Raw genomic sequence first — 21,973 nt, 5'->3', positions numbered from 1 at the left:
CATCAGGCGCGTCCCGCCCGGAAGGGCTGTCCGGCCTCATCCGGTCCCTCCCCGGCACACGGCGGTGCGAGAACCGACTCGCGGTCGCCGGGGGGTGACCGCGTCGTGCTCTCGCAAGAGCCGGGGAGAGCCGGGCCCTAAGCCGGGTCCAGCCCGGTCATGAGTTCCGCGAAGGCCTGGGCGGCCGTCGGTGAGGTGAAGAGCCGGTCGAGACGGGCCCGGGCCACGTGACGCAGGAACGGGCCCGCGTGGGTGTCGTCGCCGGCGTCGTGGACCGTCCGGGTCAGCCAGTGGGAGAACTCCTGGTCGTTCCAGACCCTGCGCAGGCAGCGCCGCGAGTAGGTGCGCAGCCCCGTGTCGTCCTGGTCGCGGACGTGGTCCCGCACCGCGCGGGCGAAGAGATCGGCGTCGTACAGGGCGAGGTTCATACCCTTGCCGCCCATGGGGGACACGATGTGGGCGGCGTCCCCGACGAGGAACAGCCGGCCGTACTGCATGGGGTCGTGGACGAGGCTGCGCAGCCGGAAGGTCTCACGGTCGGTGATCGGCCCCGCGATCAGGGCCGGGTCGGCCAGGCGGGTGCGCAGCGCCTCCCAGACGCGGGTGTCCGGCCAGGCGTCGGGACGGTCGTCGGACGGGCACTGGAGGTAGTAGCGGCTGCTGTGCGGTCCGCGGGGGAAGTGCGCGGCGAAGCCGTGCGAACTGACGGCGAGCAAGGGGTGGGCGGGTGGCGGGGCGTCGGCCAGGACGGTGAGCCAGCCGATGCCGTGGTCGAGGGTGTGCGCGGTGAGCACACCCTCGGGGACGGTGGACCGGGAGACGCCGTGATCACCGTCGCAGCCGGCGACGAAGGCGCAGGTGATCGCATGCCGGGCGCCGTCGGCGGAGCGGAAGCGCACGGTCGGGCGGTCTCCGGTCAGGTCGTGCAGGGAGACGTCGGCCACCTCGTAGCGCAGGTCGCCGCCGTCGGCGAGATGGGCGGCGGTGAGCTTGTGGACCAGGACCTGCTGGGGACACAGGCGCGCCCCGGGGCCTGCGGAGCCGTCGCTGTCGTCGACGAGGTGGCTCTCCCCGTCCACCCGGAACTCCAGGATGCCGTCGTGCGGGGCGCCGCCCAGCACCAGGTCGGCCAGCCCCCAGGACGCGAACATCCGCACGGCACGGCTCTCCACGATGCCGGCCCGCTGCCGCTGCGCCACGTACGCACGGCTGTGCCGCTCCAGGACGACACAGTCGACGCCGCATCTGCGCAGCAGACTGGCGACGGTCAGCCCGGCCGGACCCGCACCGATCACCACGACCGTCGTGGACTGCGACACCTCGGCCGACTCGTGCTCCCCTGCTGCCACTTGCCACCTCCGCGGTCAGCGCAGCGAGGGCCTGGCGGTGTCCGTGGCACGGTCCGCCGTGGGCCCCGTCAACTGCGGGTCACCGGCCATGATCCGGGCGTGCAGGCCGGTCGGCTCCGGGCCGGGGCCGATGCCCAGTTCCTCGGCGAGCACCTGGCGCACCCTGCCGAACACCGCCAGTGCCCCGCCCTGGCGTCCGTGAAGCCGATGAGGTCCGCGACGACCAGCCCGTGCCGCCCCTCCCGGAGACGGTGCTCGAATTACTGCTCACGAGGTCGAGACCCCGGCGAGGGGTTCGCCCCGTCGGAGCGCGAGCGCCTCGTTCAGCAGGCTGCCGCACCCGGCCTCCCGGCCGGCGTCCCGTGCGTTCATGGCTTCGGCGGCGAGTCCCTCGGCCCGCACCGCGTCCACCGACGCGGGTGGGACCGTCAGTTGGCAGCCGTCGCGCAGCGACACCAGGAGCTTGGGCGCGGCCCGGTTCTCCTCCACGACCTGCCGCAGTCCGGATGCCCTCGGCCATTCCCCTCCCCTGACCCAGCCTCCTCGCCGGGCGCATCCCGATGCTCTGCCAGTCTCGACTCACCTGCAAGCCGCGCGACCGATAATCGAGATCTTTTGACCGAAAACAGCAGTCGATTTCCGCCGCTCCGTGGCCCCGACCTCGCACCGGAAGCGCCGGAACGGGCCGCGACCTGCTCCTTCGCCGGCACCACCGCCCGTGACGGGCGTCGGCCGGTCGGGCCACGTACGCGAGACCGCCCACCCCGGGTTCGCGGCAGAGGCCGGCGTCGACGCGCCACGGGCGCGCCTCGAAGGCCTCGCGCAGGCGACGCACAGGAGTCGATGAAACGTTGCGCCACTCTATTGACGCCGCTCACCAACTTTCATATGTTGCCACCGCATTACCGATTTGAAACGTTTCAAGTCGCCTGTCCGCTCCACCGCTCACCGAGCCGCCCTGCTTCGCCCGACGCGCGTGAAGGAGAACTCCGTTGGCCAGTCAGACCACACCCCCCACCCCCGGCTCACCGGAACCCCCGGTCAGCAGACGCGGCTTCCTCGGCACGGCCTCGGCGCTGGCGGCCGGTGCTCTCGCCGCGGGCGCCGTCGGCACGTTCACCGCGGGCGCGCAGGCGGCCACCGGAGCACCCGCGGCCGGGCCCGTCGGGCTGTCCCCGGCCCGCTGGATCTGGTACCCGGAAGGAGATCCGCGCTCCGGCGCCCCCGCCGGACACCGCTACTTCCGCACGAGTTTCACCGTCGCCGAGGGTGAGGTGACCGACGCGCAACTCGTCGTCACCGGCAACGACTTTGTCGACGTATGGCTCAACGGAAAGCCCCTCGCCGCCTCCCCCAGAGCCGCGCAGTCCTGGCGTGACGCCCTGTACGTGGACCTGCGGTCCGCCGTGACCGCGGGGACCAACACCATCGCGCTGGCCGGCCGGAACGAGGGCGGGTCGGCCGGTGTCATCGGGCGGATCCGAGTGCTGACCAGCGGCGGCACGACCGATGTCGTCACCGACGGCCGGTGGTCGGCGGGCAAGGACGTGCCGACGGGATGGGAACAGCCGGGCTTCGCGGCCGAGGGCTGGCCGGCCGCCCGGGATCTCGGCGGCTACGGAACGGCTCCCTGGTACGCGCGGGTCGCCGCTCCCGACCTCTCCGCCCCGTCCCCGCTGAGCGTGGCCGGCCGCACCGTGGAGCGGCGCGCCCTCCCCCTGGGCGTGGACGCGGACCACCCGCGCTTCGGCTGGAGACTCGACTCCACGGAGCAGCAACAGCGCCAGGGCGGCTACCGGATCCAGGTCTCCTCCACGGCGGGCGGCTCCGGTGATCTGTGGGACAGCGGACGGGTCGCGTCCGGCAGCCAGACCGACATCGTCTACGCGGGCCGGCCCCTGAAGAGCCTGACCCGGTACTTCTGGCGGGTGCGTGTCTGGGACACCCGAGGCCGGGCGGCCACGTGGAGCGAGCCGGCGTGGTTCGAGACCGGGCTGCTGGCGCCCGCGCAGGAGTGGTCCGCCGCGTTCATCGGGCGGCCGCCGGGCCCGGACCTCTCGGGAGCCACCTGGATCTGGTACCCGGAGGGCGATCCCGCGTCCCAGGCACCCGTCGCCACCCGCTCCTTCCGGCGCACCTTCACGCTGGCGGCCGCACCCGCCGCCGCCGGCCTGATCGTCACCGGCGACGACACCGCGGACGTCTGGGTCAACGGAACCAAGGTGAGCAGCTCCCGGCGTGTCACCGACTCGTGGAAGAGCGCCGCCACGGTCGATGTCACCGGGTATCTCAGGAGCGGCGACAACACCCTCGCGGTCGCGAGCCAGAACACGACCCTCTCCCCGGCCGGACTCATCGCCAAGCTCACGGTCACGGGCGGCCCGACCGTGGTCACCGACGAGGCGTGGAGGTCGCACCAGGACCCGCCCACGGGCTGGCAGAGCCCCGGATACGACGACAGCGCCTGGCCGGCCGCACGCGCGCTCGCCCCGTACGGCAGCGGCCCATGGGGGTCGAACGTCCAGGTCGCGGGGCCGGCACCGATGCTGCGCGGCACCTTCGACGTGCGGGGACGCGTCACCTCGGCACGGCTGCTCACCACCGCGCTCGGCCTTCACGAGACCCGGCTCAACGGCGCTAAGGTCGGCGAGGACGTGCTGGCCCCCGGGTGGACCGACTACGCGAAGCGCCTCCAGTACAAGGTGTTCGACGTCACCGCGGACCTCCGGCGCGGGACCAACGTGCTCGGCGCCTGGCTCGGCAACGGCTGGTACTCCGGCAACCTGGGCTTCGCCGGCAGCCGGCACTACGGCACCCAGCCGTTCTACGGCGCACAGCTGCACATCACCTACGCCGACGGATCCACCCAGCTCGTGACGACGGACCGCGACTGGAGGACGGCCACCGGCGCGATCACCGCGGACGACCTGTACCAGGGCGAGTCCTACGACGCGCGCCTGCACGCAGAGGGCTGGGACTCGCCGGGCTTCGACGACAGCGCCTGGACCGCCGTCGCCGTGCACGACGGGGCCGTCCCCCGGCTGGTGGCGCAGGTCGACGGCGGTGTCACCGTGCAGCAGGAATTCCGCCCGGTGTCGGTCACCGAACCGCGGCCCGGGGTGTGGATCTTCGACCTGGGGCAGAACTTCGCCGGCTGGAACCGCATCGCGGTCCGCGGCGACGCCGGCACCACGGTCACCGTCCGGCACGGCGAGGTCCTCAACCCCGACGGCACGCTCTACACCACCAACCTGCGGGCCGCCCAGGCCACCGACTCCTTCACCCTCGCCGGCACCGGGAGCGTGGAGACGTACGAGCCCCGGTTCACCGTCCACGGCTACCGTTACGTCGAGCTCAGCGGCCTGCCGTCCGGATTCCGGCCGGACGCCGGCGCCGTCACCGGTCGCGCGGTGTGGACGGACGCCCGGCGGCCGGGCACGTTCAGCGCGTCGGACCCGCTGCTCAACAAGCTCCAGCACAACATCGTGTGGGGCGAGCGCAGCAACATGCTCTCGATCCCGACCGACTGCCCCCAGCGGGACGAACGCCTCGGGTGGACGGGCGACATCGCCGCCTTCTGCGCGACCTCCACCTTCAACCTGGACACGCACGCCCTCCTCGCCAAGTTCGTCGACGACCTGGCGGACGCCCAGCAGGCGAACGGCGCCTTCACGGACGTCGCGCCCGCGGTGATCGGCGGCTCCGGCACGGCCGGCTGGGGAGACGCGGGAACCGTCATCCCCTACACGCTGTGGCAGCGCTTCGGTGATCTCAGCGTCGCGGACCGGCACTTCACGGCGATGGCCCGGTGGGTCGACTATCTGCGCGCCACGGCCGGCAGCGACCTGATACGCGATCAGCAGACCTACGGCGACTGGCTCAACGTCGACGACAACACGGCCCAGGACCTCGTCTGCACGGCCTACTTCGCCTGGTCGGCCCGCCTGGTGGCGCGCATGGCGGCCGCCACCGGCCGGGGCACCGAGGCCACCGCCTACGGGCAGCTCGCCGACCGGGTCGCGGCGGCCTTCCGCGCCCGGTTCGTCTCGGACGACGGCACGGTCCGCGGCAACACCCAGACCGGCTATGTGCTGGCTCTGGCCTTCGAGCTGCTGCCCGCGTCCCTGGCCGGGGCGGCGGCGGACAAGCTCGCCGCCAAGGTCGCGGCCACCGGCGGACACCTCAGCGTCGGCTTCCTCGGCGTGGAGAACCTCCTGCCCGTGCTGGCGGACCACGGTCACGTCGAGACGGCGTACCAGGTCCTGCTCCAGCGCGGCTTCCCCGGCTGGGGCTACATGATCGAACACGGGGCCACCACGATCTGGGAGCGCTGGGACGGCATCCGCACCGACGGCTCGTTCAACGACCCGGGCATGAACTCCTTCAACCACTACGGCCTGGGCTCGGTCGGCGACTTCCTCTACCGCCAGGTCGGCGGCCTCGGCCCCGCGAGCCCTGGTTACGCCTCGCTGCGCATCGCGCCGCGGCCGGGCGGCGGCCTGACCTCCGCCGTCAGCACGTACGACACCCCGTACGGCGCCGCGGCGAGCAACTGGGCCGTCTCAGGCGGCCGGTTGCGGCTGCACGTCACCGTGCCCGTCAACACCTCCGCCGCCGTCACCGTGCCCACCTCGCGACCGGAGTCGGTCGTCGCCCCGGTGCAGGCTGTCCCGGCAGGCCCGGCGACCTACCATCTGCCGGCCGGTCACTACACCTTCACGGCCACCCTCTGACCACCCGGGAGGTACGCGGGGACGGGGCGCACGCGCCGTCCCCGCACGACCGCCGGGGCCCGCGCCGGCGGGCCCTCTTTGAGAAACGACAGCGATAAATCCGATGTACGTGAGCTGTTGGACTCGGGAATCAAGCCGGGGCACAGTAGGCACGTTCACCCCCCGAACGGTATGAAACCCACTGCCACCTGCGGAGACCCCCATGAACCACGTCGCGGACCCCGAGCGGTACAACGGCACGATGCGCTATCGGCGCACCGGGCGTTCGGGCCTCGACCTGCCCGTCCTGTCGCTGGGTTACTGGCACAACTTCGGGGACGACCGGTCCTTCGAGAGCCAGCGGGACATCGCGCTGCGCGCCTTCGACCTCGGGATCACCCACCACGACCTGGCGAACAACTACGGTCCGCCCTACGGCTCCGCGGAGATCAACTTCGGGCGGCTGATGAAGCAGGACCTCGCGCCGTACCGGGACGAGCTGGTCGTCTCGACGAAGGCCGGATGGGACATGTGGCCCGGCCCCTACGGCCAGGGCGGTGGCTCCCGCAAGTACCTGCTGGCCTCCCTCGACCAGTCCCTGCGGCGCACGGGCCTCGACTACGTCGACATCTTCTACTCGCACCGGCTCGACGCGGGCACGCCCCTGGAGGAGACGATGGGCGCGCTGGACACCGCCGTCCGCCAGGGCAAGGCCCTGTACGTCGGGATTTCCTCCTACGACGCCGAGCGCACCCGGCAGGCCGCCGCGATCCTGCGGGACCTGGGCACACCCCTGCTCATCCACCAGCCCTCGTACAGCATGGTGAACCGCTGGATCGAGACGAACGGGCTGCTCGACGCGGCGCAGGAGGAGGGCTTCGGGGTCATCGGGTTCACGGCGCTCGCGCAGGGCCTGCTCACCGGACGCTACCTCGACGGAATCCCCGAGGACTCGCGGGCCGCGGCCGGCACGTCGTTCGACACAAACTGGCTGTCGGACGACATGGTGAACAGGCTCCGCGCCCTCGACGCCGTCGCCCGGCGCCGTGGGCAGACCCTGGCGCAGATGGCGCTCGCCTGGGCGCTGCGTGACCGGCGGGTCACCTCGCTGGTCATCGGCGCGTCCCGTACCGAACAGCTGGAGCAGAACGTCGCCGCGCTGGAGAACCTGGAGTTCACCGCGGAGGAGCTGGCCGAGATCGACACGCACGCCGTCGACGGCGGCGTCGATCTGTGGCACGACGCCCGGACCGGGAAGATGAACTGAGGCCCCGCGCCGGACGTTCGGCAGACGGCCGTGCCGGGGTGCCACTCGGGACGGCCGAAGCGGTGGGCGGCCCAGAGCAGGGCCGTAACTCCGGCGGCCAGCAGGAGCGCGCTTTCAGGAGCAGGGGAGGCTGCCGGCCGGACCACTCGATGCCGGGTGTGGTCGCCGTGGCGCAGTTGGCGGCGCACGTGCGCCACCGGCCGGAAAGAGAAACGCACCGCCCCTGGCCCGCACCATGCGCCGGTCCCCGGCTTCGGCGGCGCGATCGAGTGCGCACGAGCAACAATTGCGAGGGCGTGGACAAACGGCGCAGACCGGCCCCCGCTTCACCGCCGCCCTCCGGCCGGCGGTACGCAACGGGGCCGTTGCCCGAGGTCAGCAGGGTCGGGGCGGCATCAGGCGAAGGCGAGAGAGCGGAACGCGTCACGGACGGGGACGAGGGACTCGTGTTCCCCGGTGCGGTGACCGGAGTTGGTCAGCAGGACCGCCCAGCGGCCCTGCCCGGGGGACAGCCATGCCGCGGCCGCGCCGGAGCCGTGGTGTTCCCAGACGTCGTCGGCCCCGGGAGCCGTTTTCGGCGCCGGACGCCAGAACAGGCCGCCGCCGGGGGTGAGTCCGCCGGTCTGGAGGCGCAGCGACTCCTTGATCCAGGCGCTGCCGAAGCCCGGCCTGCCGTCGCCCCGTCCCGGCTGGAGCAGGTGGCGGAGGAAGGCCGCGAGGTCGGGCAGGACGGAGAGGACTCCGCAGGTGCCGCGGGGGCCGAACCGGGTCCGGGTCATGCCGAGGGGCTGCCACACGTCGGTGGCCGCGAGGACCTCGAGTCTCTGACCGGAGACCTCCTCGGCCAGGTAGCCGAGGACGAGGGCGGCGCGCCCGGTGTACTCCACGGCCTCCCCGGGCGGGCGGCGCACGGCGTCACGGAGGACGCCGTCGCGCATGTCCCGCGGGTCGGTGCCGTACAGGTTGCTCAGGTCGGTCCGGAGCGGGAGACCCGCCGTATGGGTGAGCAGGTGGCGGGCGCTCACCCGGCCCAGCGGACGGCCGCGCACCTCGGGCCAGAAGTCACCCAGCGGCTCGTCCAGGAGCAGCTTGCCGCCCTCGACGAGCGCTCCGACCGTCGACCACACCGCGAGGACCTCCGTGAGGCCTTCGACATCGAAGACGGTGTCGTGCCGCATCGGTTCGTCGGGCCGGCCGGAATCCGGCAACCCCGGCGTGCCGAGGACCATGTTTCCGGAGGGGTCGCCGACGGCCCAGACGGCGCCCGGGTAGACCTGGTCGCGGACGCCTTCGTCGACGATCTGGCGGATGCGGTCGATGTCGAGCTCAAGAGCCATGGTCTCCCGATCTGTCCTGGTCCATACCGTTCCATGCCGTTCTGTACCATCTCCTGCCGCTCAGCGTAGTGAGACGAGCGGGGAGCTCCTGGCTGCGCCACGGCGGGGCGGAGACGTGACACCCGCTCTCCGGCCCGCGGACCATGGCGGGGGCGGACTTCCGGCCTCGCCCGGGCGGACCGCCCGACCCGCCGCACGGGGCGGCGCCCGCCGACCGGCTGAGGTCGCGCCGCCAACCGGCGGGTTTGTGACCGGCCGGCGGCAGACGGGCTCCCGCGGGGGTAGGCATCGACCGATTGACGCGAGGAGCGGAGCGCCCATGATCCGGGTACTGGTGGTCGATGACGAGGCTTTGATCCGCACGGGTTTCACGCACATCCTCGAATCGGCCGACGACATCGAGGTGGTCGCGGCGGTGCCAGGCGGCGAGGCCATGCACATGGTGCGGGAGCTGCGCCCGGACGTCGTCCTGCTCGACATCCGGATGCCGGACGTGGACGGGCTCACCATCCTGGCGGAACTCCGCCGCATGCCGGAGCCCCCGGTGACCGCCATGCTCACCACGTTCGACACCGACGAGTACGTGGCGACCGCGCTGCGTTCGGGCGCCGCCGGATTCCTGCTCAAGGACACCGATCCCGAACAGCTGCCCTACCTGGTGCGCAGCCTGGCCGAAGAGGGGACCGTACTGTCGTCCAAGGTGACACGCCTGGTGGTGGGCGGCTATCTCGACAACACCGTCCGTGAGCCCGGCGCCCTCCGCCTCACCGCCCGGCTCACCGAGCGCGAGCGTGCCGTGCTCGTCCTGATGGCGGAAGGGCTCGCCAACAACGAGATCGGCGAACGGCTGCACCTGAGCACCGGCACCATCAAGGGTCACGTGACCAGCGTGCTCGGCAAACTGCGGGTGAGCAGCCGGGTCCAGGCGGCTCTGATCGCCGAGCGCGCGGGGCTGCTCACCCACGCGCAGGACGAGGGCGCCAGGTGAGCCGCCGCAGGCCGCCGGCCACGCTCGTCGACCTCGTCGTCGTCGGCGTCGCGCTGGCCGACGCCTGGGCGCACGTCGACCTGCAGGACCGGCCGACCACCGGATGCGCGGTGGTCGGCGCCCTTGCCCTGGCGCTGCGTCACCGCACACCCCTGACGACCTTCGTCCTCACGCTCCCCACCGGTCTGGTCACCGACGCCGTGGTCGCGCCCATGGTCGCGCTGTACACGCTGTCCTCCCTCAACCGCCACCGTCTGCTGCTGGGCGGCTGTGCGCTGCTCTACGCGATCATCGACTTCCTGCCGTGGCCGTGGTCGTCCCTGGACGCCACCGAACTGTCCCAGACGAACAGCGTGTTCCACCTCAGCTATACCCTGGCAACCGCTGCCGCTCCCGTCTTCCTGGGCCAGCTCGTCCAGGCCCGGCGCGAGCTGTCGCTGCGGCTCGCCGACATCTCCGAGGCCCGCAGACAGGAACGGCTGCTGACCGCTCAGAGCGTTCTGGCGAAGGAACGCGCCCAGCTGGCCCGGGAGATGCACGACGTGGTCTCCCATCAGGTCAGCCTCATCGCCGTACAGGCCGGAGCGCTCCAGGTGGGCGGGCGGGACGCGGAGACGAGACACGCCGCGGCCACCATCCGTCGGCTGAGCGTGCAGACCCTGGAAGAACTGCGGCACATGGTCGGCGTCCTGCGGGCGTCGGGCAGCAGGCCCACGGAGCTGACCCCGCAGCCCTCGCTCGCCGACCTGGAGCATCTGCTGGAGGCCGGCGGTATCGAGGCGAAGCTGGAGATCGATCTGCCCGATGAGCTGCCGCCCACGGTGCAGCGCGCCGTGTACCGGACCGTGCAGGAAGCACTGACCAACGTCCGCAAACACGCCCCCGGCGCCACCGTGACCGTCCGCATCGGGCTCAGCGACGGCGCCCTGCGCGCCACGGTCACCAACACCGCCCCCACCCGCAGCGCGCTCGCCCTGCCGAGCGCCCACCACGGCCTGGCGGGACTGGCCCAGCGGGCGGAGCTCCTCGGCGGCACCGTCACCTCCGGCCCCACGGCCGAGGGCGGCTACGAGCTCTGCCTCGAACTGCCCCATGAGCGCGGCCGCTGACCACGGACCGCGGTCCGGCTCCACACCCGGCCGGTCGGCCGGGTGCTTTCGGACACCTGGCGGATAGTGCCGGCCGGGTCCTGCGCCGACTGTGGAAGGCACGGGTCTCACCCCGTCGGAAGCCGCACCCGGCCAGGAAAGAGGTAGGTCCCATGACGATCCACCTGACGCTTCTGTGTGCTCCCGGCGGCGACGCCACCGTGGACCCGCTGCTCGGTGACGCCCATCTGAGTGACCAGGCCCTGCACCTGGCGGAATACGCGAGAGCGGTGCTCTCTCCCCACGAGCCGGCCGTCCGGACGCCCTCCGTCCGCTGTTCGGAGACCGCCGACGCCATCGGCCTGGCGGCCTCGTCCGAACCCATGCTGCGCGATCTCGACGTGGGCAGCTGGCGCGGCCGCACGGTCCGTGACATCGCCGCGACCGATCCCGACGGGTTCAGCGCCTGGCGCACGGATCCGGATGCCGCCCCGCACGGCGGGGAGTCGGTACGGCAGCTCTGCCGCCGGTCGGCGGACTGGCTGGGCAGCGTGGCGCAGGACACGGGCCACGCGGTGGCCATCGCCGAGGCGGCCGTCATCCGGGCGGTGCTCGTCCACGCCCTCGCGGTACCGGCACGAGCCTTCTGGCACCTCCCCGTACCGGCCCTGTCCGCGGCCTTCCTCACCCGGCGGGACGAGGGCTGGGACGTCCGGTTCGGCTCGGCCTGGCCCCAGGGGTCCCGGACGCGTCTGGGCTTCGTGCCGAAGCCGGCCTCCAGCGGCTGCGGATAGGGGTCCGGCACCGGCGCCGAGGGTCCGGGGATGCGCCGTCGGCATCCCCGTACGAGCATGGGGTTATGGCATATCCACTCGTCCCCCCAGGGGAGACCCCGCCGGCCGAAGGCTGTACGGCGGAGGCGCACGAGGAACGCGCGGACGGCGGCGCATGGGAGCACCCGGGCCTGTGGCTGGGGCTGATTCTCATCGGCGTCGCGGTCGTCGCCGCGTACTTCATCGCACGCATCTTCCCCATGTGAGCCGTCAGCGGTCCTGAGCAGCCTCCGTCGGAGCAGACCCGGTGCGAGCCTGCCCGGAGGCGTGGGCGCGTGATCGGCAGGTGCGGGCGAATGCTGAGGGAGCCGTATGGACTCCACGCCCTCCCCCTCGTCCTCCTCGCCGTTCGACATGGTCAGCAGCGCGCTGGGGCGATACGTGCCGCGCGGTGGGACGGCGCCCGCGGGCAACGGCGACGGACCCGCCGGTCACGCCATGCGCCGGCGTCCGGCCGACGACCCCGCGGCCGGGCGTCAGGACCAGATCCTCGGCGTGGTCAACCTGGACAAGGACCTCAAGGTCATCGGCCGCAATCTGGACGCCCCCGTGTTCGAGGGGCTGGACGCCGTGCCAGGGAGTCCCTTCGTCGGTCTGCTGCCCCCCGGGGACGTTCCGACGGTCACGCGGCGGCTGCGGCAGGTGCTGGACACCGGTGAGGCGCACGTCGCCCGGATCCAGCGCCTGCGGCGCGGAGACGGTTCGGAGCTTGTGGTCTCGCTGAGCATCCTGCCCGCCGCGGCCCCCCAGGAGGGGCTGACCGTCTCCCTGATCGCCATGGCCACGCGACTGCATCTGTACGCCGCCGAGACCGCGATCGGCACCTCCCTGGACATAGGCGAGACCGCGCAGTCACTGGCGGAGTCCCTGCTGGCCTGGGGGGACGTGGCCGCCGTCGACCTCGACTTCACCGTGTGGACGGGTGAGGGGGTCACCGGTCAGGCACAGGGGCGCATCCGGCTGCGGCGGGCCGCCCTGGTGCCGGACCGGGCCTGGCCCCCGGGCTATGTGACCCCGGGTGACGACCTGCCGGGCGACGCGAGCCGGCTGCTGACCCAGGCGGTACGGCGGGACGACGCCCCGCAGGCCATCGTCATCCCCGACCGGAAGGCGGTCGAGCGGGTGCTCGGCGACCCGCGGGTGATGCGGGCCCTGGTGCCCGGCGACCGGTCGGCCGGTGTGGCGTGCATACCCCTGGTCCTGGACGGGACGCCGCCCGTCGTGCTGGGCGTGGTGGAGGTCTGGCGGCGGGCGGACCGCCCGTTCCGCGACAGCGAGCTTTTCGACCTGCAGGAACTGGTCGCAAGGACCGCCCACCACGTCGACCTGGCCCGTCAGCACCAGCGCGAACACAAGCAGGTGCTGGCCCTGCAGCGCCGGCTGCTGCCACGGACCGGCGGCGACACGATCGAGATCGCCAGTGTCTACCAGCCGGCCACGCCGGACAGCGCGGGCGTCGGCGGCGACTGGGTGAACAGCTTTCCGCTGCCGGACGGCCGTACCGCGCTGGTGGTCGGAGACGTCGTCGGGCACGGTCTGGGAGCCGCGGCGGCCATGGGCCAGCTGAGCATGGAGGCCCGTGCGCTGCTCTCCGCGGGGCTGGCTCCGGACGAGGTGCTGGAACGCCTGGACGAGACCGTGACGCTGCTGGACGACGCCGAGTCCGGACTGGCGGCCGGCTACAGCGCCCTCGGGTCGACCTGCTGCATCGCTCTCTACGACCCGGTCCGCCACAGCGTCGCGCTGGCCAGCGCCGGCCACCTTCCCCCGATCCTGGTCTCCCCCGACGGGCGGGCGAGCACGCTCGGGGTCCGTCCGCATCCCGGCCTGGGCGCCGAGTTCGCGCTGCGCGAGCCGTTCGACGTACACATGTTCGACGTACCACCCGGGTCCCTGCTCGCCCTCTACACGGACGGTCTCGTGGAGGATCCGAGCGTGTCGATCGACGAGGGCATCGGCGCGCTGGCGGACGCCGTGTCCACCGTGCACCCCTGGGACGGGCTGCAGCAGGCCGCGCGGCACGTGGTCGCCGCCCTGGCGCCTCCTCACCAGCGCGACGACGTGAGCCTGCTGCTGGCGCGGATGATCGGCTATCGCAAGGGGGACACCGCGACCTGGCGGCTGCCCGCCCGCGACGACGCGCCCGCCCGGGCCCGCGCGCACGTCTTCGCGCAGCTGGGGCGATGGGGCACCCGGGACGACACCCGCGACAACGTGATGCTGCTGACCAGCGAGCTGGTCACGAACGCGGTGCGCTTCGCCACCGGTCCCGTCACGGTACGGCTGATCAGGATCGGCCACGGTCTGCTGGTCGAGGTGGGCGACACCGGTAACGGCAGGCCCCGGCTGAGCCGGGGCGGCCCTTTCGACGACGGCGGCCGCGGGCTGCACGTCGTGCACAAGCTCACCACCCGCTGGGGGGTGCGCTGGACGGACGCCGGCAAGGTGGTCTGGGCGGAGGTCGTGAGATGACCGGGCCCGGGCAGCCGGGCCCTACAGCCACTCCCCTTCCAGGGCGGTCGCGCTGAGGCCCGGGGCGGCCGCGTACAGGACCGCGCGACTGCCCGGCCTCTGTCCGGCGTCGTACGCCCGCCGCATGATGTCGAACACGGCGGCGCCTCCGCGGTTGCCGGTGGTGTAGCTGTCGCGGCTGAAGTCCAGCAGGCCCGACGGCCACGCGTCGGGCATCGTCTGCTCCATGTACTCCAGCACCCGGGTTCCGCCGGGGTGCGCGAGCAGCACGTCGGGGTGCCATGAGTCGGGGTCGTCCTGGTACCGGACGCGCAGCCACTCCCACATCGCGGTCACCGTCTCCTGCACGGCACGCGGCCCGCGCCGGTCCATCACGAAGTGGGTGCCGTCGGCCCGCGTCTCCAGGCGGTGCAGGTCCTGTGTCCCCGGCAGGGTGTGGTGCCAGGCGGCGTCCAGTCGCAGCACCGACTCGTGCCGCCGGCGGCCCGTGACCACCGCGGCGACCGCGGTGTCCGCGAACAGCAACCGGACGATCAGGGACTCGAGGGTGTCGTCCGCCGGCTGGTAGGTCGTGCTCAGCGCCTCCGAGATCACGACCAGGACCACCCGGTCGGGGTCCGCGGCCACGAGATCCGCGGCCAGTGCCAGCGAGCGGGTTCCGGCGATGCAGGCCCACTGCGTGGCGGGCAGCAGCATCACGTCCTCCCGGAGCGAGAGCCTGTTGGCCAGGGTGACGTCCAGCCCCGGGAGCGCCGGGGTGGTGGAGTGACTGGTGATCAGGCAGTCGACGTCCGAGACGTCCAGACCGGCGCTCTGCAGGGCTCCGCGCGCCGCGCGTTCCCCGTAGGACTGCACCGCCTCCCAGGCGGGCGCGGTGCGCTCCTGGACGGTCTGCGGCGCGGGTATCGCCTCCAGGGCGGCGATCACGCGGTCCACGTCCTGCTGGGTGAACCCTTCGCGCGCCAGGGCCTCTTGGGCCGGCGCGCTGCCGACGGCCCGCAGAGCACCGCCCTTGCCGGGCGCGACGGCGGCCTCCAGCGGCAGCATCCACCCGCGGCTCGTTATCCCCGTACTGGCCGCGATGCCGTCGATCCGTGGTGCCCACGCCGCATGCGGATGCCGGTCGCGCACCTCCGTCACGATCTGGCTGGTTTCCACGGTGTGCTCTCCGTGTATGACGGCAGGAGGGCAGAGGTATGCGGCCATGATGAGACACCTTCCGAACGAAAAGGGACAAATGTCGCGAATGCCGTGCCCTGGGTCGCTGTGGAACGCCCAAGAGGTCGGCGACGGGCTCCACTTCGAGTACCGGCCGCCGCATCGAGCATGGAGGCTAAAGGGACATTTCTGCTGTGATGCAGACAACTCAGACGGCAATGGGTTCACGTGACAAGTCACACACCCCGCAAGCCGAGGCCCTCAGGCCGGTGCCGGGCCCCCACCTGACCCGCCGTCAGCCGGGCCGGATACCGCGCCGTTCGTGAGCCCTCCGCCGGGCGCGGCGATAATCGGCACGTGAGCGCCTACGAGTCCACCGATGCGTCCCAAGGGCTGGCCACGCGGAGCACCACGCGCTGGCGCTCCTTCGTGCAGACCGAGACCGGCAGTGCCGTACTGCTCCTGGGCGCGGTGTGCGTCGCGCTGATGTGGGCCAACACCGACCCGCGCTCGTACGACGCCGTGTGGCAGGCGCACTTCACCATCGGCTTCGACACGAAGCACCTGTCGCTGACCCTGCACGAGTGGATCAACGCCGGGCTGATGAGCCTGTTCTTCTTCGTCGTCGGCCTGGAGGCCCGGCACGAGTTCGACATGGGGGAACTGCGCGACCGGCGCTGGGTACTGCTGAGCGCGGTGGCCGGTCTGGGCAGCATGGTCGTTCCGGCGCTGGTCTACCTCGCGTTCAACGCGGGCCGGGACTCCGCGCACGGCTGGGGTACGGCGATGTCGACGGACACCGCCTTCGCGCTGGGCATCCTGGCCGTACTCGGGTCGCGGCTGCCGGCTTCCCTCAGGGCGTTCATCCTGTCCATCTCGGTCGTCGACGACCTGGTCGCGCTCCTGGTGATCGCCGTGTTCTACAGCGACGACATCCACCTGCCCGCGCTCCTGGTGGCCGTGGGCACCCTGCTGGTGATCATGCTGCTGCGGCTGGCGCGCGTCCGGAAGGGGCGGTACTGCGCCGTCCTGTCGGTGGTCGTGTGGGTGGCGCTGCACGAGGCCGGGGTGGACCCGGTCGTGACCGGGCTGGCCGTCGGCGCCCTGATCGTGGCCTATCCGGCGCCGCGCGAGGATCTGGAGCAGGCCAGTCGTCTCTTCCGCCTGTTCCGGGAACAGCCCACACCGGAGCTGCAGCGCTCGGCCGTACAGGGCCTGACCGCGGCGATCTCCCCGAACGAGCGGCTGGAACAGAGGTTCCTGCCGTGGGTGAGCTTCGGCATCGTGCCGCTGTTCGCGCTGGCCAACGCGGGCATCGAGCTGAACGGTGCGAAGCTCGCCGAGGCGTTCACCTCGCCGATCACGCTGGGTATCGTGTGCGGCTGCGTGGCGGGCAAGGTGATCGGGCTGGTGGGGTCCATGGCGGCCGCGCGGCTGCTGTCCGGAGGACGACTGCGGCCCGGTGTCGGCTGGGGCTCGGTCACCGCGGGCGGCGCGATCGCCGGAGCGGCCTTCACGGTGTCCCTGCTGATCGCCTCGCTGGCCTTCGAGGGCGAGGAACTGGACCAGGCGCGCATCGGCATCCTCGCCACGCTGATCGGCGCCTTCGCGGCGAGCTGGGCGGTCACCGGCGTGGTCAACCTGCTGCCCGCCGCCCGCCGGGCCCGGGCCCTGCTGGGCAACACCGATCCGCTGACCGACCTCGCGGTCGCGGTCGACGTGCGCCACGACCGTGTCCGCGGCCCCGAACGGGCGGCGGTCACCCTGGTCGAGTACGGCGACTTCGAGTGCCCCTACTGCGGCCAGGCCGAGGCGGTGGTGCGCGAGTTGCTGGGCACCGACGCCGACGTCCGCTACGTGTGGCGGCACCTGCCGCTCACCGACGTCCACCCGAACGCGCAACTGGCGGCGGAAGCATCGGAAGCCGCCGCCCGTCAGGGGCGGTTCTGGGACATGCACGACCTGCTGCTGGAGAGGCAGGACGCTCTCGGCGCACGCGACCTGCTGCGGTACGCCGAGGAACTCGGCCTGGACGCGGCGCGGTTCCGGCGGGACCTGCAACAGCGGCGCGGAGCCCCCAGGGTGGCCGAGGACGTGGACTCCGCGGACCTCAGCAGCGTCTCCGGTACGCCCACCTTCTTCATCAACGGCCGACGTCACCACGGCGCCTACGACATCCAGACGCTGGCGGCGGCCGTCGACTACGCCCGGCAGCGCGCACTGGCGGAGCACGCGGGCGCCGCCCGGACGAAACCGGCGACGGACTGAGCGGCTGGGCGTCCCGGCGCATTCCACGGCACGGCGCCGCGGTCACGGCCGGGGGCGCGGCTGCGCCCGCACGGGTGACTCCGTCGTGCCCACCGCGCGGCACCCGGGTCCGGCCGGGCCGACCTGATGATCATCTGAGTGTGACGACCTATCACGGCCCCCGTGCCGCGCACCCCGCACGCCGCACGGCGCTCTCCGCCGGACTCGGCGCCCTCTCGCTGCTCTGCCTCGCGTCCCTGTCGGCCGCACCGTCCGCGGCCGCGCACGAGGGGGCCGTCACGGGGGCGCCCCGGCCGATGACGGCCGCCGAGGCGCGTACCGCCGCGTACCTGGAGTCGATCCGCAACGACCCAAGGCTGCTGCGCGGTTTCTTCCGGCATCTGCCCAAGGGCGGCGACCTGCACAACCACCTCTCCGGAGCGGTCAGGACCGAGTACCTGATCGAGCTCGCGGCCGAGGACGGACTGTGCGTCGACACGGCCACACTGACCGCCGTCGTACCGCCGTGCGGCCCCGGCACCCGGCCGGCCGCCGACGCCCGCACCGACCACGACTTCCACGACGCGATCGTGCGGGCCTGGTCGATGCAGGACTTCCCGCCGGACCAGAACGGTCACGACCACTTCTTCGACACGTTCAACAAGTTCGGCGAGGTGCCGTGGCGCCACCGCGGCAAACTGCTCGCCCAGGTCGCCGACGCGGACGCGGCGCAGAACCAGTTCTACCTGGAGACCATGATCACCCCCGCCTCCGACGGCGCGCGGCAGCTGGCCGCCGAGGTCGGCTGGGACCCCGACCTGGCCGCCCTGCACGCCAAGCTCGTGGCCGGCGGCAGGCTCGACAGGGTCGTGGCCGACGCGCTCAAGGAGGCCGACGACGGTGACGCCGAGTTCCGTACCGCCGCCCGCTGCGGCACCAGCCGGCCCCGCCCGGGCTGTGCGCTGACCGTCCGCTGGATCTCACAGGTCAACCGCGGCAGTTCGCCGGAGCGTGTCTTCACGCAGCTGGCCCTCGGCATGCGGCTCGCCGAGCGCGACTCCCGGTTCGTCGCCGTCAACCTCGTCCAGCCCGAGGACTGGGACAGCTCGCTGGCCGGCTACAGCCTGCAGATGCGCATGATCAACTACCTGCGCACCGTCTACCCGAAGGCCCACGTCACCCTGCACGCGGGCGAGTTGTGGCCCGGACTGGTCAAGCCCGAGGACCTGAAGTTCCACATCGCGGAGGCCGTGAACGTCGCCGGCACCGAGCGCGTCGGCCACGGCGTCGACCTGGTCCACGAGGACGGCTGGCAGCAGACGGCCCGGACGATGGCCGCCCGCGAGATCGCCGTCGAGGTGCCGTTCACCAGCAACGCGCAGATCCTCGGCGTGCGTGGCGCCGACCACCCCTTCGAGACCTACCGTTCCTACGGCGTACCGGTCGTCCTGGCCACCGACGACCCCGGCGTCTCCCGTATCGACGTGACCCACGAATACCAGTACGCCGCCCGGACCTACGGCCTGACCTACCCCGAGCTGAAGGACCTGGCCCGCGCCTCCCTGGAGTACGCCTTCCTCCCCGGCCGGAGCCTGTGGCAGGGCAACCCCACCCGCGACGGCTACCGCCCCGCGACCGCCTGCGCCGGCCAGCTGCCCGGCAGCGGCCGCACCCCGGCCGCGGACTGCCGCCGGCTCCTCGCCGGCAGCGCGAAGGCCGCCGTCCAGTGGCGGCAGGAGACCGCCTACGCCTCCTTCGAGCGGTGAGCGGGGGACGCGTACCCGGCCGGTGTGAGCCCATCGGCTGCAAATTCGGTTGAACAGGTGTCGGGCGACGCATGGTGAGTCATTCATGTGTCGCCCGGACCGATCAGGACAAGGGGTGCAGGAGGCACCGTGCTCACCGCGTTCGTCAATGCCTTCAGGACGCCCGACCTGCGTAAGAAGCTGCTCTTCACGCTGGGCGTCATCGTGCTCTACCGGATCGGCACCCACGTCCCGATCCCCGGCGTCAACTACCGAGCCGTCCAGACGTGTGTGAACGAGGCGTCCGGCAACCAGGGTCTGTTCGGACTGGTCAACCTCTTCAGCGGGGGCGCGCTGCTGCAGATCACGGTCTTCGCGCTCGGCATTCTGCCGTACATCACCGCCAGCATCATCCTTCAGCTGCTGACCGTGGTCATCCCGCGCCTGGAAGCCATGAAGAAGGAAGGCCAGGCCGGCACGACGAAGATCACCCAGTACACCCGCTACCTGACGGTGGCCCTCGCCGTCCTGCAGGGCACCGGCCTGGTGGCCACGGCCCGCAGCGGCGCCCTCTTCTCCGGCTGCTCGGTCGCCGCCGGCATCATCCCGGACCGGTCGGTCTTCACCACCATCACGATGGTGATCTGCATGACCTCCGGCACCGCCCTCGTCATGTGGCTCGGCGAGCTGGTCACCGACCGCGGCATCGGCAACGGCATGTCGATCCTGATGTTCATCTCGATCGCCGCCTCGTTCCCGTCGGCGCTGTGGGCCATCAAGAAGCAGGGCACCCTGGCGGGCGGCTGGATCGAGTTCGGCTCGGTCATCCTCGTCGGCCTCGCCATGGTCGGCCTGGTCGTCTTCGTCGAGCAGGCCCAGCGCAGGATCCCGGTCCAGTACGCCAAGCGCATGATCGGCCGCCGGGCCTACGGCGGCACCTCGACCTACATCCCCGTGAAGGTGAACCAGGCGGGCGTGATCCCGGTCATCTTCGCCTCCTCGCTGCTGTCGATCCCGGCCCTGGTCGCGCAGTTCTCGGGCGGCGACTCCGTCTGGAAGCGGTGGATCGCCCAGAACCTGACCAAGGGCGACCATCCGGTCTACATCGTCCTGTACTTCCTGCTGATCGTGTTCTTCGCGTTCTTCTACGTCTCCATCTCCTTCAACCCGGAGGACGTCGCGGACAACATGAAGCAGTACGGCGGCTTCATCCCGGGCATCCGGGCCGGGCGGCCGACCGCGACGTACCTGTCGTACGTGCTCAACCGGATCACCTGGCCGGGTTCGCTGTACCTGGGGGTGATCGCCCTGGTCCCGACCATCGCGCTGGTCGGGTTCGGGGCGAGCCAGAACTTCCCGTTCGGCGGCACCAGCATCCTCATCATCGTGGGTGTCGGCCTGGAGACCGTGAAGCAGATCGAGAGCCAGCTCCAGCAGCGCAGCTACGAAGGCTTCCTCCGCTGACCCCCGACCGGACAAAATCGATAAAACCGGCACGCCGTGCGGTCCGGACTCCGACTTCAGTCATCCCGTCATCGAAGGAGCGGCCATGGGTGGGCCTGAACCGATCAGCGCCGAGGGCCGTCGCGCGCTGGAGCAGCAGCTGGCCGATCTCCACGCCGAGCGGCAGGACGTCGCCGCGACGCTGGTCGGCGACGACTCCCCGGGCGACCACGCGGACCAGGCCGACGAGTTGCAGCGGGCCGACGAACTGCGGCGCCTGGACGCCCGCATCGAGGACATCACGCTGCGGCTGCACCAGGCGGTCGCCGCCGGGCCGGCCCCCGCGGGCGTGGTCGGTGTCGGCAGCACCGTCACCGTGCGGTTCACGGACGGCGCGGTGCAGAGCGTCGCGATCGGCGAGATCGCCTCCGCGGCCGACGAGAACCTGGTGACGGAGGACAGTCCCCTCGGGCGTGCGCTGCTCGGGCATCGGGTCGGCGACACCGTCAGCTTCGAGACACCCCAGGGCAGCGCGCACGCCACCGTGGTGTCGCTGGGCGACTCCTAGAGCGTGTCACTCCCCCTGGCCGGTGTCCGGCGTGACGGGGGCCGCCTGGTCGGCCGGGGCGGCCGGCTCCCCGCGCCGGAGGACGGTGAACCTGGCCGGCAGCCGCCGCGCCGCGCCGATCACCCACGCCGGGGTGTGCGCGCGGAGGTAGCGGCGGGCGCGGACGTGGGCGCGGTCCACGGCCAACTGAGCCCTGGAGCCCGCCTCGGTGGGCCCGAGGTCGTTGGTGAGGGAGATTTCGAGACCGCCGTTGTACGGGGCGGTCAGGTTGTACAGAAAAGTGGTCAGGGCGGCCAGACACGAGCCCAGGACGACCTCGAGGACGATGACGCTGAAGGCGATGGTCAGGAACGTGCTCAGCCGGGGCAGGGCGTCCGGTGCGAGGAGCGCGGCCAGACCCCAGGCGGCGACCGAGGCGAGGACGGTGAGGACGCCGAGACCGCCGAGGAGCAGGAAGCTCATCACCGTCACGGACCAGGGCTGTGCCTCCGATATCCGCATGCGCATCGTCCGCGGCCGGGACCTGCGGGCCGGCGCGGGGCGGTCCGGTATGGACTCACCCGGTGCGACAGCCGTCGCCGCGGTCCCGGTGCGACCGGGCGCGGCGGCGTCGCCGTCCCGGCCGTGCGGCGCGGGCCCCGGCCCGGCGGCGCGGCTCTTCCGCTCCGTTTCGACGGTTGCGTCGAGCCCGGACGTGGCCCGCTTGCGGGAGGTGTTACGGGTCCTGCGCTTGGCGCGACTCATACGTGTCTCCCTGAGTGGCCCG

Annotated in this window: 17 protein-coding genes; 11 read left to right on the top strand and 6 right to left on the bottom strand. The window is 72.1% G+C overall.

The genetic code is table 11. The annotated features are described in order from the left end of the window. Positions 1-137 precede the first annotated feature (137 nt). The 3 genes from ACFXI4_RS23755 to ACFXI4_RS23745 are packed head-to-tail and all read right to left on the bottom strand — an operon-like array spanning position 138 to position 1,838. The gene (locus ACFXI4_RS23755) at positions 138-1,349 is read right to left on the bottom strand and encodes a 4-hydroxybenzoate 3-monooxygenase (RefSeq protein WP_384994136.1); all 1,212 of its coding nucleotides are present in this window, start codon (positions 1,347-1,349) and stop codon (positions 138-140) included. Positions 1,350-1,364: 15 nt separating this feature from the next. After that, a complete protein-coding gene (locus tag ACFXI4_RS23750; RefSeq protein ID WP_384994390.1) occupies positions 1,365-1,610 on the bottom strand; it encodes a BTAD domain-containing putative transcriptional regulator in 246 nt (81 codons plus the stop codon). A gap of 6 nt (positions 1,611-1,616) precedes the next feature. After that, positions 1,617-1,838: a hypothetical protein gene (locus tag ACFXI4_RS23745; protein WP_384994133.1), complete on the bottom strand. Its 222-nt coding sequence runs from the start codon at positions 1,836-1,838 to the stop codon at positions 1,617-1,619. 503 nt (positions 1,839-2,341) lie between these two features. Between ACFXI4_RS23745 and ACFXI4_RS23740 the strand changes: the two genes are divergently transcribed. Together ACFXI4_RS23740 and mgrA are read left to right on the top strand one after the other, a co-directional pair. Then, positions 2,342-6,082 (top strand): family 78 glycoside hydrolase catalytic domain, encoded by a 3,741-nt coding sequence (locus tag ACFXI4_RS23740; RefSeq protein ID WP_384994130.1) that lies wholly within the window; start codon positions 2,342-2,344, stop codon positions 6,080-6,082. A gap of 202 nt (positions 6,083-6,284) precedes the next feature. Next, on the top strand, positions 6,285-7,328 hold the full coding sequence (mgrA, locus tag ACFXI4_RS23735; protein ID WP_384994128.1) for an L-glyceraldehyde 3-phosphate reductase: 1,044 nt from the start codon (positions 6,285-6,287) through the stop codon (positions 7,326-7,328). A 395-nt stretch (positions 7,329-7,723) separates the two neighbouring features. Here mgrA and ACFXI4_RS23730 read toward each other — a convergent pair whose 3' ends face one another. Continuing rightward, positions 7,724-8,665 carry a serine hydrolase domain-containing protein gene (locus ACFXI4_RS23730; RefSeq protein ID WP_384994125.1) on the bottom strand — a complete coding sequence of 314 codons (942 nt, stop codon included), beginning with the start codon at positions 8,663-8,665 and terminating at the stop codon, positions 7,724-7,726. A gap of 319 nt (positions 8,666-8,984) precedes the next feature. Here ACFXI4_RS23730 and ACFXI4_RS23725 point away from each other — a divergent pair, with 319 nt between their 5' ends. The 5 genes from ACFXI4_RS23725 to ACFXI4_RS23705 all read left to right on the top strand — a co-directional run bounded on the left by ACFXI4_RS23725 (position 8,985) and on the right by ACFXI4_RS23705 (position 14,046). Next, on the top strand, positions 8,985-9,653 hold the full coding sequence (locus tag ACFXI4_RS23725; protein WP_362732030.1) for a response regulator transcription factor: 669 nt from the start codon (positions 8,985-8,987) through the stop codon (positions 9,651-9,653). Beyond that, positions 9,650-10,762, top strand: a complete 1,113-nt coding sequence (locus ACFXI4_RS23720; protein ID WP_384994122.1) for a sensor histidine kinase — start codon at positions 9,650-9,652, stop codon at positions 10,760-10,762. Before ACFXI4_RS23725 ends, ACFXI4_RS23720 begins: the two co-directional genes overlap by 4 nt. A 152-nt stretch (positions 10,763-10,914) precedes the next feature. After that, positions 10,915-11,535, top strand: a complete 621-nt coding sequence (locus ACFXI4_RS23715) for a histidine phosphatase family protein (RefSeq protein ID WP_362717038.1) — start codon at positions 10,915-10,917, stop codon at positions 11,533-11,535. A 65-nt stretch (positions 11,536-11,600) separates the two neighbouring features. Continuing rightward, entirely contained in the window at positions 11,601-11,780 is a 180-nt protein-coding gene (locus tag ACFXI4_RS23710) for a DUF6480 family protein (RefSeq protein WP_362717041.1), read from the top strand. Between the two features lie 106 nt (positions 11,781-11,886). Then, a complete protein-coding gene (locus ACFXI4_RS23705) occupies positions 11,887-14,046 on the top strand; it encodes a SpoIIE family protein phosphatase (protein ID WP_384994119.1) in 2,160 nt (719 codons plus the stop codon). A gap of 21 nt (positions 14,047-14,067) precedes the next feature. Here the strand turns inward: ACFXI4_RS23705 and ACFXI4_RS23700 are convergent, their stop codons facing one another. Continuing rightward, positions 14,068-15,252, bottom strand: coding sequence for a type III polyketide synthase (locus tag ACFXI4_RS23700; protein ID WP_384994117.1), 1,185 nt, complete (start codon positions 15,250-15,252; stop codon positions 14,068-14,070). A gap of 309 nt (positions 15,253-15,561) precedes the next feature. Here ACFXI4_RS23700 and nhaA point away from each other — a divergent pair, with 309 nt between their 5' ends. The 4 genes from nhaA to ACFXI4_RS23680 all read left to right on the top strand — a co-directional run bounded on the left by nhaA (position 15,562) and on the right by ACFXI4_RS23680 (position 21,207). After that, positions 15,562-17,472 (top strand): Na+/H+ antiporter NhaA, encoded by a 1,911-nt coding sequence (nhaA, locus tag ACFXI4_RS23695; RefSeq protein WP_384994114.1) that lies wholly within the window; start codon positions 15,562-15,564, stop codon positions 17,470-17,472. A gap of 140 nt (positions 17,473-17,612) precedes the next feature. Further along, positions 17,613-19,217, top strand: coding sequence for an adenosine deaminase (locus tag ACFXI4_RS23690; protein ID WP_384994110.1), 1,605 nt, complete (start codon positions 17,613-17,615; stop codon positions 19,215-19,217). Between the two features lie 129 nt (positions 19,218-19,346). Further along, entirely contained in the window at positions 19,347-20,660 is a 1,314-nt protein-coding gene (secY, locus tag ACFXI4_RS23685; protein WP_384994108.1) for a preprotein translocase subunit SecY, read from the top strand. 85 nt (positions 20,661-20,745) lie between these two features. Continuing rightward, positions 20,746-21,207 (top strand): GreA/GreB family elongation factor, encoded by a 462-nt coding sequence (locus ACFXI4_RS23680; RefSeq protein ID WP_362728436.1) that lies wholly within the window; start codon positions 20,746-20,748, stop codon positions 21,205-21,207. Positions 21,208-21,213: 6 nt separating this feature from the next. Here ACFXI4_RS23680 and ACFXI4_RS23675 read toward each other — a convergent pair whose 3' ends face one another. Then, positions 21,214-21,951 carry a DUF3566 domain-containing protein gene (locus tag ACFXI4_RS23675; RefSeq protein WP_384994105.1) on the bottom strand — a complete coding sequence of 246 codons (738 nt, stop codon included), beginning with the start codon at positions 21,949-21,951 and terminating at the stop codon, positions 21,214-21,216. Positions 21,952-21,973 lie beyond the last annotated feature (22 nt).

The sequence above is a fragment of the Streptomyces sp. NPDC059224 genome, assembly GCF_042754285.1.
Lineage (GTDB): Bacteria > Actinomycetota > Actinomycetes > Streptomycetales > Streptomycetaceae > Streptomyces.
This window is presented reverse-complemented; position numbering and strand designations above follow the sequence as displayed.